Genomic DNA, 15,366 nt, shown 5'->3' with positions numbered 1-15,366 from the left:
TCACTGAACTAATTTTACCATAAAAAATAAACAAATGCTAAAGAAAAAGACTTCAATTAGAAGTCTTTTTAATAACAATTAACATCAATTAGAATTGTTTATGTAAGTTGTAAAAACTGTGGATACCTTTATATTCAGCTGTAGAACCTAAAGCTTCTTCAATTCTCATTAATTGGTTGTACTTAGCAATACGGTCAGTTCTAGACATAGAACCTGTCTTAATTTGACCTGCATTAGTTGCTACAACCAAGTCTGCAATTGTAGTATCTTCAGTTTCACCTGAACGGTGGGAAACGATAGCAGTATATCCAGCTTCTTTAGCCATTTCGATAGCTTCAAAAGTTTCAGTTAAAGTACCAATTTGGTTAACTTTAATTAAAATGGAATTAGCTACTCCCTTTTGAATACCCTTCTTCAAATAGTTAGTATTAGTTACGAATAAATCATCACCAACGATTTGCACTTTACCACTCAAACGATCAGTAAATGTCTTCCAACCTTCCCAATCATTTTCATCTAGTGGGTCTTCAAGGGAAATAACAGGATATTTGTCAACTAAATCTTCAATTAATGAAGTCCATTCTTCAGCTGTGTATTCACGACCATCTGCTACAGTAACATATTTCTTAGTTTCTTTATTATAAAATTCAGAAGCTGCTGCATCAAATGCAATAGCAATATCTTCGCCTGGCTTATAGCCTGCACGTTGAATAGCTTCAACTAAAATTTCAAATGGTTCCTCATTATTCTTAAGGTTTGGTGCAAAACCACCTTCATCACCAACACCTGTAAACTCACCACGCTCTTTTAAGATTTTCTTCAAAGTATGGAAAGTTTCTGCACCCATACGTACAGCTTCATGCAATGATTTTGCACCAACTGGCATAATCATAAATTCTTGAATATCAACATTATTATCAGCATGCTTACCACCATTAATAACATTCATCATTGGTGTTGGTAAAACATGTGCATTAGGACCACCTAAGTATTCATATAATGGCAAGCCTAATTCATCAGCTGCAGCACGTGCACTTGCTAATGATACGGCCAAGATTGCATTAGCACCTAAGCGTCCTTTGTTAGGAGTACCATCTAAATCAATCATAGTTTGATCAATTAAACGTTGATCAGTTACATCTAAGCCAATAATTGCCTTTGCAATTTCACCATTTACATTTTCAACAGCAGTTAAAACACCAGTACCATTAAAACGTGATTTATCACCATCACGTAATTCAACAGCCTCATGTTCACCAGTTGATGCACCTGATGGAACAATTGCACGACCGAAGCCACCGACTTCAGTATAAACTTCAGCTTCAATAGTTGGGTTACCACGGGAATCTAAAACTTCGCGTGCGTGAATATCAGTAATTACAGACATGGAATTTCTCCTTTATATATATGTTTTTAAAATAAATTGTTATCTTGAAATTAATCTTGGTAATTTACCAAAGCTAAAAATGATTCAGGATCTAATGAGGCACCACCTACTAAACCACCATCAATATTAGGTTTAGCCATTAATTCTTTAACATTAGCAGGCTTTACAGATCCACCATATTGAATACGGATGTTGTCACTAGTTGCTTCATCATACAAATCTTTAACAGTTTCGCGAATTGTCTTACACATTTCTTCTGCTTGATCGGATGAAGCTGTCTTACCAGTACCAATTGCCCAAATAGGCTCATATGCAATAACTAATGAACTTACTTGTTCAGCAGTTAAACCTTCCAAGGCAGCTTTAATTTGGGAAACAACCCATTCTTCTTGCTTGTTAGCTTCACGAGTCTCTAATGATTCACCACAACAAATAATTGGTGTAACACCGTGCTCTAATAAAGCCTTAGCTTTTTTATTGATATCTTCATCAGTTTCGTGGAAATAGCCTCTTCTTTCAGAGTGACCAATAATACAATAATTGATACCCATTTCCTTTAATACTAATGGAGAATTCTCACCAGTAAAAGCACCTTCTGCTTCAAAGTAACAATTTTCTGCACTAGTATGTAAATTGCTACCTGCAGCTGCTTTTCTTAAAGCATCAACATCCAAGGCTGGTGCTGCAATAACTGCTTCTACTTTTGATGATTCAGGTAAATGATTCTTTACAGCATTAACAAATTCAGTTGTTTGTTCTGGATTCATATGTAATTTCCAGTTACCCGCAATAATTGGTGTACGCATAAAAATTAGATCCTTTCTTACTTATCTGAAATACATGCAATACCAGGTAATTCTTTACCTTCTAAGTAATTAAGTGATGCACCACCACCAGTAGAAATGTGGGTAATCTTAGGTGCAATGCCTAATTGCTTAGCAGCAGCAGTAGAGTCACCACCACCGATAATAGTAATAGCGTCAGTTAAGTTTGCTAAAGCACGACCAACTTCTAAAGTACCTTCTGCGTAGTTTGGCATTTCAAAACAGCCCATAGGTCCGTTCCAAACTACAGTCTTAGCATCTTTTAAGATTTCTTTGAATTTTTCAACAGTCTTAGGACCGATATCAAGACCCATTTCATTATCAGGAATATCAATATCAACAACTTCATGAGTTGCATCATTTGAAAATTCAGTTGCAGCAACATGGTCTACAGGCAATACAATCTTGTCACCTGCTTTAGCCAAAAGTTCTTTTGCTAATTCAACTTTATCTTCTTCAAACAATGATTTACCAATCTTGTGTCCTTGTGCTGCTAAGAAGGTGTAAGCCATACCACCACCAATTAAGATGTGATCAGACTTAGGAATTAAGTTAGTAATAACACCAATCTTATCAGAAACTTTTGCACCACCTAAGATAGTTACAAATGGATGTACAGGGTTAGAAACTGCGTTACCTAAGAATTTAATTTCTTTTTCCATCAAGTAACCAGCTGCTGCTAATTTACCAGCAGCTTTCATTGCAGTAGCAATACCAGTATTAGATGCATGGCTTCTATGTGCTGTACCAAATGCATCATTAACATAAACATCACCTAAGCTTGCCCAGTACTCACCAAGAGTTGGATCATTTTTAGATTCACGTTTACCAAAATCATTATCAATATCTTGGAATCTTGTGTTTTCAAGAACTATAACTTCGCCATTCTTCATAGCTGCTACAGCATCTTCAACTTCTTTCCCCTCATTTTCAGGTACAAAAGTTACAGGCTTTTCTAATAATTCACTCAAACGCTCTGCAACAGGTTTTAAAGTTAATTCTTTTTTATCAGCATCACTCTTTACACGACCCAAGTGACTTAATAAGATAGCTTTTCCACCGTGTTCGATAATGTACTTGATAGTTGGTAATGCAGCAACAATACGATTATCATCGCTAATAACACCATTTTTAATTGGTACGTTGAAGTCAACACGAACTAAAACTTTTTTACCTTCAAGATCTTTAAGATCTGAAACAATTAATTTAGCCATTTAATATTAAACCTCCATAACAAAGTAAGATACTTACTTCCCTGAAAAAAGGCGGAAGGAGAATCTCCCTCCGCCTTCTTCACTACAAAAATCAGTATTAACTATTGATTAAAGAGTAGCAAATTTCAACAAAGTACGAACCATTTGGCAAGTGAAACTGTATTCATTGTCGTACCAAGCAACAGTCTTAACTAATTGCTTGTCACCTGCAGTGGTTACCATAGTTTGAGTTGGGTCAAAAATTGAACCAGCAGTCATACCTAAAACATCGCTTGAAACGATTTCGTCATCGTTGTAAGCAAATGAAGGAGTTTCATATTTCTTCATAGCTTCGTTAATTTCATCTGCAGTAACTTCTTTGCTCAAGATTGAAACTAATTCAGTTACGGAACCATCTACAACTGGTACACGTTGTGCATGACCATTCAACTTACCGTTCAAGTCAGGAATTACAAGACCAATAGCCTTTGCAGCACCTGTTGAATGTGGAATGATGTTAGCAGAAGCAGTACGTGCAGCACGGAAGTTACCGCCACGAACTGGTCCGTCTAAGATCATTTGAGTTGAAGTAAATGCGTGGATAGTAGTCATAGTACCAACTTCAATGCCGAATTCTTTGTTCAAAGCATTAACCATTGGTGCTAATGAGTTAGTAGTACATGAACCTGCTGAAACAATCTTGTCATCAGCAGTTAAAGTACCTTCGTTTACACCGTAAACAACAGTCTTAAGATCGCTACCTGCAGGTGCAGAAATTAAAACTCTCTTTGCACCAGCCTTAAGGTGAGCTTCTGATTTAGCCTTGCTTGTGTAGAAACCAGTACATTCAAGAACAAAGTCAACACCATCGTTTTTAACCCATGGAATGTTTTGTGCTTGTGGTTCTGCATAAACACGGTATTTCTTACCATCAACAACAATGCTGTCTTCAGTTGCTGAAACTTCGTGGTTAAAAGTACCATGAGTTGAGTCATACTTAAGTAAGTGAGCTAAAAGTGCTGGAGTAGTTAAGTCATTGATTGCAACAACTTCAATATCCTTTGACTTTTCGCCTAATTCCATAATACGACGAAATGCTAAACGACCAATACGGCCGAAACCGTTAATACCAATTTTAACTGTCATAATTGGTTATTCCTCCTTAGGAAACTATGTAGTAACAATTTATTTTAAACGAGAACTCAATTCTCCCTTAAAACCTTATTTGAGGCTCCCTCATCGGTTATTAACCACGTTTGTTTGGGAGCATGATGCATGTATGCAATAATTGCCGGAGCTTTCAATTCACCAGCTGCTAAAGCAAAAACATGGGGTATTTTATCTAAAACTTCAAGTTGAAAACCAACTCGCGGCACACGATCAACTAAATGACCATTATGGTCGAAGAAATACCCGAAACATTCGGCCACGGCACCTTTATCCATTAATTTGGAACGGGTAAACGCATCAAAACCACGCTTACGTGCCATATTATCCGCTAATCCTATACCATGAATCACCGCATCACTATTGTAAATACTAGTGAAAGTATTAGAAATCATGGGGTCTTGCATCAAAGCATTGATAGCTTCACTAGGAAGATTTTCTGGTAAATACAAACCTGAAAATCGACCTCCAACTTTTGAAGCTACAGCCTGAGCAATTGTGTTACTTTGTAGTTCCACATCATCGCCCAAGGCTCCCCTTCCTGGTACAAATAAAATATCACGATATCTACTTAACCGCTTGCTTAGATGCTTAGTAACATTAGCAACTGTTTTACCACCAGACACTGTTATAATATCCTTACCTAAAGGTAAAAGCAAGTCTAAAGCTGCACTAAGTTGTTCACCCATCAAAGCCCAAACACGATCTTGCAAATCTGCATTGCCAGGAACGATAATCACACGATCAATTCCTAGCTTGCTAGCAAGCTGTAATTCAGTCTTACTAGCATTAAATATTCTATCAATCAGCGGTGCCAACTCTTTTAAAGTTATCTCGCCTTTTTCTGTCAGAACCATACCAGAACTGTTAATCTCAATTAAATGTAGTTGTTTCAAATAATCAGTTTCTGTTCGAATATTTCTCTCACTCAATCCCAATTTTTTTGCAACAACTCTTCGTCCCACTGGGGCTAACAACGATATCTGTTCCAAGACAAGAAAACGCTGTCGAATTATTTTAAAAACATCAGGAACTAAGCTTTGTAACAAGGTTAAATCCGAGTCCATGCTTGCTCCCTTTGCGTGGGTCACAGTTTGTCCCATTCAGTGACGTTTAGCGACCCAATAACATTAAAAATATTAGAGAAACATCAATTATTCACAATAATACCCCGACATTTCTCTTTTCGACACCTATAGTATACCAATTAGTATTTTTTTATTCAAGTAAACTACATATTTTTTATTTTTTTATTTATACTTTAAAAATTGTTTGTTAGAATAGGTTTGTTGAGGCACTCTTAGTGTAATGGATATCACTTAAGATTCCGGTTCTTAAAATCCGGGTTCGACTCCCGGGGAGTGCATATTAATTGCATTAGTGACAAAGCTAGTGCTTTTTTTATCTTAAAATTAATTAACTCTCTTAATCTATTAGTTTGTAGGTAAAAAAATATTGTATGACTTATTTTATCTGATAATTTAAGGTAAAATAGAGACAAAAATTTGACCTACAGGCATAATTGTGTTTTAATTAGCAGCGTATATATATGACTGCTAATTTTATAAAGGAGGTAGATTATGCTCGTACCTACAGTTATTGAACAAACCGCACGTGGCGAACGTGCTTACGATATTTATTCAAGACTATTAAAAGACAGAGTTATTATGTTGAGTGGTGAAATAAATGACACGATGGCCAATTCAATCATTGCCCAATTGCTATTTTTGGACGCTCAAGACAATACTAAAGATATTTCATTATATATAAATTCACCTGGTGGCGTAATTACATCGGGTCTAGCTATTATGGATACAATGAATTTCATTAAATCAGATGTATCAACTATTGCTATTGGTATGGCTGCATCCATGGCTTCAATCTTATTGACAGCAGGCACCAAAGGTAAACGTTTTGCTTTACCAAACTCTACTGTTTTGATTCACCAGCCTTTAGGTGGTGCCCAAGGTCAACAAACCGATATTCAAATTGCCGCTAATGAAATTCTTAAGAGTCGTGAAAAGATCAATAGTATTTTGCACGAAACTACTGGTCAACCACTTGAAAAGATTCAAGCTGATACTGAACGTGATAAGTACTTAACAGCTCAAGAAGCAAAAGACTACGGCTTGATTGACGAAATTTTAGTTAATAAGAATAATTAAAAGCAAAATAAAAAGCATATTTCGCATTAAACGAAATATGCTTTTTTCGATATAAATATCTGACACATCTAAATGAAATGCCAATCATGAAAATTTTGCTAGTGACCGCTATTATTATTATTAGCAATTTTAGTTAAAAAATCACCAAAATATTCAAGATATCGCTGCTTGACTTTTTTTCTAGTAGCTAGTGGTAATTTATTCAAATATTCAGCCTTATAAATATCTTGCAGACGATTACCAGATAATAAATTCTCAGCTCCAACAATTTTAATACTAATGAATACTTCTAATACCTGATCTAACCTACCATTAGCTGCCTCTTCTATCAATGCCCGAAAAATTCCAGCCGATTCATCAATACTAATATGTTTCCAATCAACACTTTTTGGATCCTTTAAAATTGCATCAATATTTAATCTCTTCAAATTATCAACATAATATTTATAAAAAGCTATACCTTGATTAGAACCTATTGTTCCATTAATCACTACTTGAATGGTTCCAAAGTCTTTTTCATCAATATAAGTCATAATCTCAGCTAAATTATCCCACGAACGTGCTGACGGAAATGCTAAACGAAAAACTTCCATTTCAGCTGGATCATCTCTTCTAACTACACTACTTATGGGATTTTCCATACCAGATGGTACAATCGTTACCTGGTGTGCACCTTTTTCAGAATCTAAATAGTCAATAATCGTAGAACGAATTTTTTTATTGCGTGCCATTAAGATTTTTTCCTCAGTGCAAAAACTTGGAACTGACATTAACTCTTCAGACTGCCATCTTTGTTTAAATCCAGTAGCCCAATCATTAAAATCTGGATTAAAAGTAAACCACGCAAAACGATTAGCAATTGGCAGATCTAACGATGAGCCCCCTGCTTGATCTGCTGGATTCATTGCAATAATAATCGCTACATTTTTAGAAAATGGTAAATCTGATCCTGGAAGTCGTCTATTTTGAACTAATTGTAAAAAAGCATGTTGAGTAGTCGGAATGGCTGTAGAAAACTCATCTAAAAATAAAATAGCATTCGAATTATGCAATAATCTCTGCTGCCACACTGGCATTGCATAACAAGCAGCATCTACCATTTGCTCCTTTTTATCACTTCCAATATTGATTTTGGTAGGAAATGGTAATCCTGCTATATCTTCAGGTAGCATCGTAGACAAAGACAAGTTTATTACTTCACGACCTAACGTTTTGGCCATTGCCTCAATGGTAGCTGTTTTACCTACACCTGGATTTCCAACAAGACCAAAAGGTACGCCAGCTCTGATACAAGCTTGCATAATATTAAACATTTGCTTAGCATTAGCACCTTGTGCAATATAAGGATAAAATTTCTTGTTAGGCATCTCATATTCCTCCGATTAATATATTGATATAACAGTAGTATTTTTAACAGGCGTATTACAACCATATAAGTTGATAAATGAATCATAACCTTGCCTATCAGTAATCAAAATTATATTAATAATATTTTTATCAATACTATTTAACAATAATGTCCATTCTTTAATGCCACCAAGATATCCATCTGTACATAAAATTGATAAATCTGGTTTTTCACTGGCTTTAAGCTGATGAATATACTCATAGAATTTTTCCATACATGTACCTCCGCCAACTCCTAATACTATATCTTGTACTTTGTGGACAACTTGTTTAGTCGTTATTTTAGTATCAATAGTAACAAAACTAATTTTTTCATGTTGAACAGTCTTACATATTTCTTTGATTTCCGACATTAATCGGCGATAATCAACTTCATCCATTGATCCAGAAGAATCACAGCCAATTAAAATCTTCGGTAAATAAGATATAGTGCCGGGTCTAATAAAAATATTACTAAAATTTCTTCTAGACGGACGACGATATGAGTAATCCATATTACCTTCGATCACAGTATTGCAATGTTTAGCTATAATATTCTTTAAACATTTTTGCCAAGAAATTTTGGCTGGTCGCAGGGCTTTTAAAATAAATGAATTAAAAGCCGAGCCATTACGACCAACCGTTTTATTTTCCTGATCAAGTGCCTTATGCAATGCTTCGTTTCGTGCTAATTCTTTTTCTATCTCGCCAGCTTTTTCAACATTTTGCTTATCAAACTCAGATTCTTCTTGACTAGACATAGAATTACAAATATCACTATTTTGATCTGGAACTGGCGTTGTTTTTCTTTCTTCTTCTAATGCATGATAATAAGTTTCAAAAGATTGATTATTCGGCATACCTTGGGGATACTTTTGAGTAATAATTGTTCGAGGAAAAACTATAAAATCAGATTTATCTTCATTTTGCGGTAAGTGCATAACTTCATGATCACCAAATTCAATTTCCTGGTTAATAATTGCATCCCCAGCTGTATTAACTAGTTGCATATCTAAATTTTTCAACTCATAATGACCTAAAACCGTATGCATAACCTCATGTAATAATAAGGTCCCACGCTCAACATTGTCTAAGATCGGATCAAAAAACCACCAACCGATTCCTAGTCGTAAATTAGCATCGGTAGCTAGAGTTGCATAATTAACGGAAACCATCGGATGCAATAGTGAAATATATCCGGTTAAAGCACTAGCAGCAGTAACAGCTTTATAAGTAGCCATTTGAAAAACGCTCATTTCTTCTGCCGACAATTTTCTAATAGAATACGACGTAATTCCCAATTTTGCTAGAATACAATAGGCTAAAATTAGATTCTGTTGCATCTTTTGATTATTTTTTGAAATACCGCCAGATTTTAAAATATCACGAACAGCTAATGCCCGATCGTTGATTTTTTCCAAATCATATTTTAAATAGTCCTCTTTATTCAGTTGTATGTCGGCAGATAATACGTTATGAAATTCATCATTCATGTTTTTCCCCTAAATTTTGTGCTATTTTTTTGATTTTTTGAAAACGATGATTAATACCTGATTTAGATATCGGACCATCAGGCACTTTATCTGCTACCTCTTTTAAGGTTAGTTCTGGATTTTGCAATCTAAACTTCGCTAAAATAGCCAATTTCTCTGGTAGTTTATCTAAGCCAATCTTCTTATCAATCAATTTAATTTCTTCAACCTGCTTAGCTGCAGCAGAAGCCGTTTTTTTCATATTAGCAGTATCACAATTAACCAAACGATTAACAGAATTTCGCATATCACGCATAATACGTAAATCTTCAAAAGCTAACATTGCATTAACTGCACCTATAATATGCAGAAAATCTCCTATCTTTTCAGCTTCTTTTAAATATACAATATAACCACTGCGGCGTTTAGTTTGCTTGGCATTAAGGTAAAAATATTTATTCATCAAATTCATTAAATCATCATTATGAAGTTGATATAGTGAATAAATTTCCAGATGATAGCGACTTGTTTCCGGATTATTAATGCTACCAGCTGCTAAAAATGCACCACGCAAATATGACATAGCCAATTGTTCAGATTGTTGAATTTTGGAAGGAATACCTGTTAAAACACCAAATGATTCATCAATAATATCTAAATCGTGCAACACAAATTTAACATTATTTTGCAATCTTACTAGATATTGATAATTTTTCTTCAATTTCATTTTTTTAGAAACTATCAATGCTGGTTCAATCCCATAAGCTATTTTAATTAATGAGAAAATTCTTCTAGCAATAGCCGGGTTTTCAGTCACAATATTTAAACTTAAATGATGTTGATTTAAATTTAAGACACCATTCATTCGTAAAAAAGCAGACAATTCTGCCTTTGCATGCTCTGGATGCACAGACAACCCCGTTAATTCTTTCTTTACTTCACTAGCATAAGATCCCATCATTTCTCCTGTTTTCTTCTTGCATAAGCTTCTAAGGCTAAATTTAATATTTCCGTGGCAATTTTTTTACCATCATGAAAAACTAATCCGCTATGTTGATTAATAAAATCAGCTGTAATTACTCGACAATTCTGCTTTCTTAAGCCTTTGAAGTCATTTTCAACTGGTCGTAAATATTCATCATAATCTGCGGGATTGAACTTTGTCATATCAATTGCAGCACTATTAACTAAAGCAGTATCTATATAATTACCACCTAAGTGACGATTAATAATAGCTACATGCTCAGCCGAGGTCATATTATCGGTTTCGCCTCGTTGCGTCATAATGTTGCAGATATAAATTACCTCAGCCTTGGTTTGTCTAATAGCCTCACCTAAATCATCAATCATCAAATTTGGCAAAATTGATGTAAACAAACTTCCCGGCCCTAAAACAACCGCATCAGCTTGCATAATGGCTGCTAACACTGGTAAAACTGCCTCAGGTCGAGCATTATTTTTAGCTCCCGTAACCCAGACACGTTTAATCTTTTTGTGCTGTGAAGTGATTTCAGTTTCACCCTTTTCAGTCGTTCCGTCCATAAATTCAGCATTTAAAGTTAAGGGTTCGTTGGAAGCAGGGAAAATTCTACCGTCAACATGCATCATTCTAGATAGTGATTGCACTGCATCAAATATATTTCCTTGCATCTCACTTAATGCTGCAATAATCAAATTACCAATTGCATGACCAGCAAAAAAAGAATCATCACTACTGAAACGATATTGAAAAATTTCCTTTTCTTCCTGAGATATATCAGATAAAGCAACTAAAACATTTCTAATATCACCTGGTGGAACAACATTGATATAATCTCTAATTACGCCAGAAGAGCCACCATCATCTGCTACAGTAACAATAGCTGTGATTTCAGCATTTTGTTGCTTTAACGCACTTAAAATTACAGGTAATCCCGTTCCGCCACCAATCACAACAATTTTAGGACGTCGAGCTTTAATAACCTTAACTATTTTATTTTCGCCAAAAGACATTTTTATACCTAACTATTTTCTAATATAACGACTAATTTCACGATGTGATATATCAACTGGATACTTTTTGGATAAATCCTTAGCTAGTTGAATAGCGATTGAAACGCTACGGTGTTGACCACCTGTACAGCCTACAGCAATCGTTAATTTTTCCTTTCCCTCTTCAATATATCCTGGAATAGCAGTAAATAACATATCTAAGAATTTATGATAAAAAATCTGTGTTTGTTCTTTCTCCATTACATAATCAAAAACCTTCCGATCAAGACCAGTAAAAGGTTTTAATTGCGGGATATAGAATGGATTAGGAAGAAATCTTACATCAATAACAATATCAGCATCGATGGGAATACCATATTTAAAGCCAAAGCTCATCACTTCAATCGAAAAAACGTGTGTTTGATCATCACTAAATTTTTTGACTAATTGTTCTTTCAAGTCCTTAGCTGTTAATTTAGAGGTATCAATAATATAATTAGACAGATTTTTGATACTCTCTAAAGCCTCACGTTCTTTTTTTATGCCATCTAATAAGCGACCAGATTGAGCTAAAGGTGGCAATCTACGAGTTTCCTTATATCTAGAAACTAAAACATCATCAGATGCATCCAAAAATAGAATGGTTGCATGTGCTTTACTATTATCTTCTAACGAATTAATTTCAACCACTAAATCTTTGTAAAAACTCTTAACACGCAAATCGATTACTACCGCTACTTTATCAAAATCATTTGAAGAATTAATTAACTCCCAAAAGCTACTCAATAATTCTGGCGGTAAGTTATCTACTACGAAATAGCCCAAATCTTCTAAAGATTTAACAGTGACAGTTTTACCTGCACCGCTCATTCCTGTAACAATTAATAATTGTTTCTTTCGCACATTCATACCCTAACATTCCTTCCTCCTGATGATATAAATTATATCATAGAACATTTATCATAAATTTTGATTCAATATTGGTTTAAGATATTGTCCCGTATAACTTTTTTCAACCTTTGCCACATCTTCAGGTGTTCCTTGAGCAACAATTTCACCACCAGCTGCTCCGCCTTCAGGTCCTAGATCAATAATCCAATCTGCACATTTAATCACATCTAAATTATGTTCAATGATTAATACGCTATTGCCTTCATCAACTAATCTTTGTAATACAAGAACTAAATGCTTAATATCATCTACATGTAATCCGGTCGTTGGCTCATCTAATATATAAAGATTTTTACCAGTAGAGGTCTTTTGTAATTCTGAAGCTAACTTCATTCTTTGAGCTTCCCCTCCTGAAAGCGTAGTCGCAGGTTGACCTAATTGAATATAGCCTAAACCTACATCCATAATAGTTTGTAACTTTCTTTGGATTTTAGGAATATTCGCAAAAAATTCATTAGCTTCAGATATGGTCATCTTTAACACATCGGCTATATTTTTTTCATGATATTTAACTTCCAAAGTTTCAGAATTGTAACGGGTTCCATGGCAAATTTCACATGGGACATACACATCAGGCAAAAAGTTCATTTCTATCTTAATAATTCCGTCACCATGACAAGCCTCACAACGACCGCCTTTGATATTGAATGAAAAACGTGCTTTCGTGTATCCACGCATTTTAGCTGCATTTGTTTGGGCAAATAAAGCTCTAATATCATCAAAAACACCAGTATAAGTAGCTGGGTTACTACGAGGTGTACGACCGATGGGACTTTGATCAACATCAATTACTTTTTCAATTTGATCCCAACTCAACATTTTTTTATACTTACCTGGTTTTTTAGTCATCAACCCTAATTTTTGTAAGATAGCCCGCTTTAATACCAAATTAACTAGCGTTGATTTACCAGAACCTGATACACCAGTAACCAAAACTAAGCCACCTAAAGGGATTTGTACATCAATATGTTTTAAGTTATTTTCACTCACATCAATTAATTTAATAACACCATGATTTAGGATTCTCCTATGATCAGGTATAGCGATTTTTTTCTTGCCAGATAAATATTGACCAGTTAATGAGTCAGGATTAGCCATAACTTCTTGAGGTGTACCTGCTGCAACTACTTTTCCACCATATATACCTGCACCAGGTCCAATATCAATTAAATAATCAGCTTGTTGCATGGTTTCAGAATCATGTTCAACCACGATTAAAGAATTACCTAAATCACGCATTTTTTTCATAGTCTTAATCAAACGGGCATTATCACGTTGATGTAAACCAATTGAAGGTTCATCCAATATATACATAACTCCAGATAAGTTAGAACCTATTTGTGTAGCTAATCTTATTCGCTGTGATTCACCACCTGATAAAGTGCCAGCAGAACGAGAAAGAGTTAAATATCCTAAACCGACATCAATTAAAAATGTAAGTCGAGCTTTTACTTCTTTAAGAATCGGCTTAGCAATCATCATATCATGCTCAGATAACGCTATACTTTCAAAAAAAGCTAATTCATCCGTAATTGCCAAATCAGAAACTGTAGCCAAATCATAGCCATTAATTTTAACTGATAAAGCAATCTCATTCAGACGTCGTCCTTGACATTTAGTACATTTTAATTCAGTCATATATTTAGACATTACATCCTGCATAAATTTAGAAATAGGATGATGATAACGTCTATCAACATTATTCAATACACCTTCAAAGGCTTGTTCAACATCATTAACGCCAAAATCTCCCGCCAAATGAAATTTAATTACTTTATCATCACCATATAAAATGATTCTTTTTTGTCGCTCAGTTAATTTTTTAAATGGTCGATCCATAGGAATTTTAAAAGTCGCCGCTACCTGTAATAACATATCTGTATAATATTTAGAATTACACCAAGGAACAATTGCTCCCTGATTTAAGGACTTTTCTGGATCAGGTATTACCAAATCTGGATCGACAGCTAGTTTCATCCCTAATCCATCACATTCACTGCAAGCACCAAATGGTGCATTAAATGAAAATAATCTAGGTTCAAGCTCACCAACTGTAAATCCACAAGATGGGCAGGCATAATATTCTGAAAACTTCATCAACTTGTCGCCTACAATATCTACATCCAAATAGCCATCTGTAAGACGCAGAGCGGTTTCCACAGAGTCTGTCAATCTAGACTTGATTTGTTCTTTAATTATTAAACGATCCACAACTACAGATATTGAATGCTGTTTATTTTTATCCAAAACTAGCTCGTCATTAATGTCGTGTAAGACACCATCAACGATAATGCGGACATATCCCAATCTTTGAATCCGTTTGAAAACCTCTTTATGCTCACCCTTTTTTTGCCGAATAATTGTAGCTAAAATCTGAATCCTAGTTTTAGGAGCTAAACCTAAAATCTGTTTAATAATCTGATCAACGCTTTGACTCTCTATCAAGGTGCCATCATGTGGGCAAATTGGTTTACCAACACGAGCCCACAGCAAACGCAAATAATCATTGATCTCAGTAACTGTACCTACAGTAGAACGAGGATTATGAGACCTAGTCTTTTGATCAATCGAAATAGCAGGCGTTAATCCTTCTATACTATCAACATCTGCTTTATCCATTTGACCTAAAAATTGACGTGCATAACTCGATAAAGATTCAACATAACGTCTACGTCCTTCTGTATATAGAGTATCAAATGCCAGAGAACTCTTACCAGAACCTGATAATCCTGTAACTACTACAAGTTTATTTTTAGGGATAGTTAGATCAATATTTTTTAAATTATGCTCACGTACTCCATGCATAACAATTACATCATTTTTCATCAACTAGTCTTCTCTTTCTTAAAG

The 15,366-nt window shown here is 34.8% G+C and carries 12 protein-coding genes and 1 tRNA gene; 2 read left to right on the top strand and 11 right to left on the bottom strand.

From position 1 onward, the window contains the following. Window positions 1-88: 88 nt before the first annotated feature. From eno to HMPREF0520_RS03735, 5 genes are all read right to left on the bottom strand, one after another. Window positions 89-1,387, bottom strand: a complete 1,299-nt coding sequence (gene eno / locus HMPREF0520_RS03755; protein ID WP_006729589.1) for a phosphopyruvate hydratase — start codon at window positions 1,385-1,387, stop codon at window positions 89-91. Between the two features lie 50 nt (window positions 1,388-1,437). Then, window positions 1,438-2,193: a triose-phosphate isomerase gene (tpiA, locus tag HMPREF0520_RS03750; protein WP_006729588.1), complete on the bottom strand. Its 756-nt coding sequence runs from the start codon at window positions 2,191-2,193 to the stop codon at window positions 1,438-1,440. A 17-nt stretch (window positions 2,194-2,210) separates the two neighbouring features. Continuing rightward, window positions 2,211-3,425, bottom strand: coding sequence for a phosphoglycerate kinase (locus HMPREF0520_RS03745; protein WP_006729587.1), 1,215 nt, complete (start codon window positions 3,423-3,425; stop codon window positions 2,211-2,213). Between the two features lie 108 nt (window positions 3,426-3,533). After that, complete coding sequence (gene gap / locus HMPREF0520_RS03740) at window positions 3,534-4,550, bottom strand: type I glyceraldehyde-3-phosphate dehydrogenase (RefSeq protein ID WP_006729586.1); 1,017 nt, start codon at window positions 4,548-4,550, stop codon at window positions 3,534-3,536. 56 nt (window positions 4,551-4,606) lie between these two features. Beyond that, entirely contained in the window at window positions 4,607-5,638 is a 1,032-nt protein-coding gene (locus HMPREF0520_RS03735) for a sugar-binding transcriptional regulator (protein ID WP_006730600.1), read from the bottom strand. Between the two features lie 227 nt (window positions 5,639-5,865). Between HMPREF0520_RS03735 and HMPREF0520_RS06340 the strand changes: the two genes are divergently transcribed. Then, a tRNA-Arg gene (locus HMPREF0520_RS06340) sits at window positions 5,866-5,937 on the top strand. Window positions 5,938-6,151: 214 nt separating this feature from the next. Further along, entirely contained in the window at window positions 6,152-6,736 is a 585-nt protein-coding gene (gene clpP, locus HMPREF0520_RS03730; RefSeq protein ID WP_006729584.1) for an ATP-dependent Clp endopeptidase proteolytic subunit ClpP, read from the top strand. Between the two features lie 98 nt (window positions 6,737-6,834). Here the strand turns inward: clpP and HMPREF0520_RS03725 are convergent, their stop codons facing one another. The 6 genes from HMPREF0520_RS03725 to uvrA are packed head-to-tail and all read right to left on the bottom strand — an operon-like array spanning window position 6,835 to window position 15,342. Continuing rightward, window positions 6,835-8,103, bottom strand: coding sequence for an AAA family ATPase (locus HMPREF0520_RS03725; RefSeq protein ID WP_006729583.1), 1,269 nt, complete (start codon window positions 8,101-8,103; stop codon window positions 6,835-6,837). A gap of 15 nt (window positions 8,104-8,118) precedes the next feature. Beyond that, window positions 8,119-9,615, bottom strand: coding sequence for a DUF2201 family putative metallopeptidase (locus HMPREF0520_RS03720; RefSeq protein ID WP_006729582.1), 1,497 nt, complete (start codon window positions 9,613-9,615; stop codon window positions 8,119-8,121). Then, window positions 9,608-10,552 (bottom strand): DNA-binding protein WhiA, encoded by a 945-nt coding sequence (gene whiA / locus HMPREF0520_RS03715; protein ID WP_006731198.1) that lies wholly within the window; start codon window positions 10,550-10,552, stop codon window positions 9,608-9,610. The genes HMPREF0520_RS03720 and whiA overlap by 8 nt, the downstream gene beginning before the upstream one ends. Further along, window positions 10,552-11,586, bottom strand: a complete 1,035-nt coding sequence (locus HMPREF0520_RS03710; protein ID WP_006729580.1) for a gluconeogenesis factor YvcK family protein — start codon at window positions 11,584-11,586, stop codon at window positions 10,552-10,554. Before HMPREF0520_RS03710 ends, whiA begins: the two co-directional genes overlap by 1 nt. A 12-nt stretch (window positions 11,587-11,598) precedes the next feature. Continuing rightward, on the bottom strand, window positions 11,599-12,474 hold the full coding sequence (rapZ, locus tag HMPREF0520_RS03705) for an RNase adapter RapZ (protein WP_006729579.1): 876 nt from the start codon (window positions 12,472-12,474) through the stop codon (window positions 11,599-11,601). Window positions 12,475-12,525: 51 nt separating this feature from the next. Further along, the gene (gene uvrA / locus HMPREF0520_RS03700) at window positions 12,526-15,342 is read right to left on the bottom strand and encodes an excinuclease ABC subunit UvrA (protein WP_006729578.1); all 2,817 of its coding nucleotides are present in this window, start codon (window positions 15,340-15,342) and stop codon (window positions 12,526-12,528) included. Window positions 15,343-15,366: the final 24 nt, after the last annotated feature.

Origin of the sequence: Lactobacillus iners DSM 13335, from assembly GCF_000160875.1 — a bacterium.
In the GTDB taxonomy this organism is placed as follows: domain Bacteria; phylum Bacillota; class Bacilli; order Lactobacillales; family Lactobacillaceae; genus Lactobacillus; species Lactobacillus iners.
The sequence above is the reverse complement of the archived record's forward strand: the minus strand, read 5'-3'. Positions and strand labels throughout refer to the sequence as shown.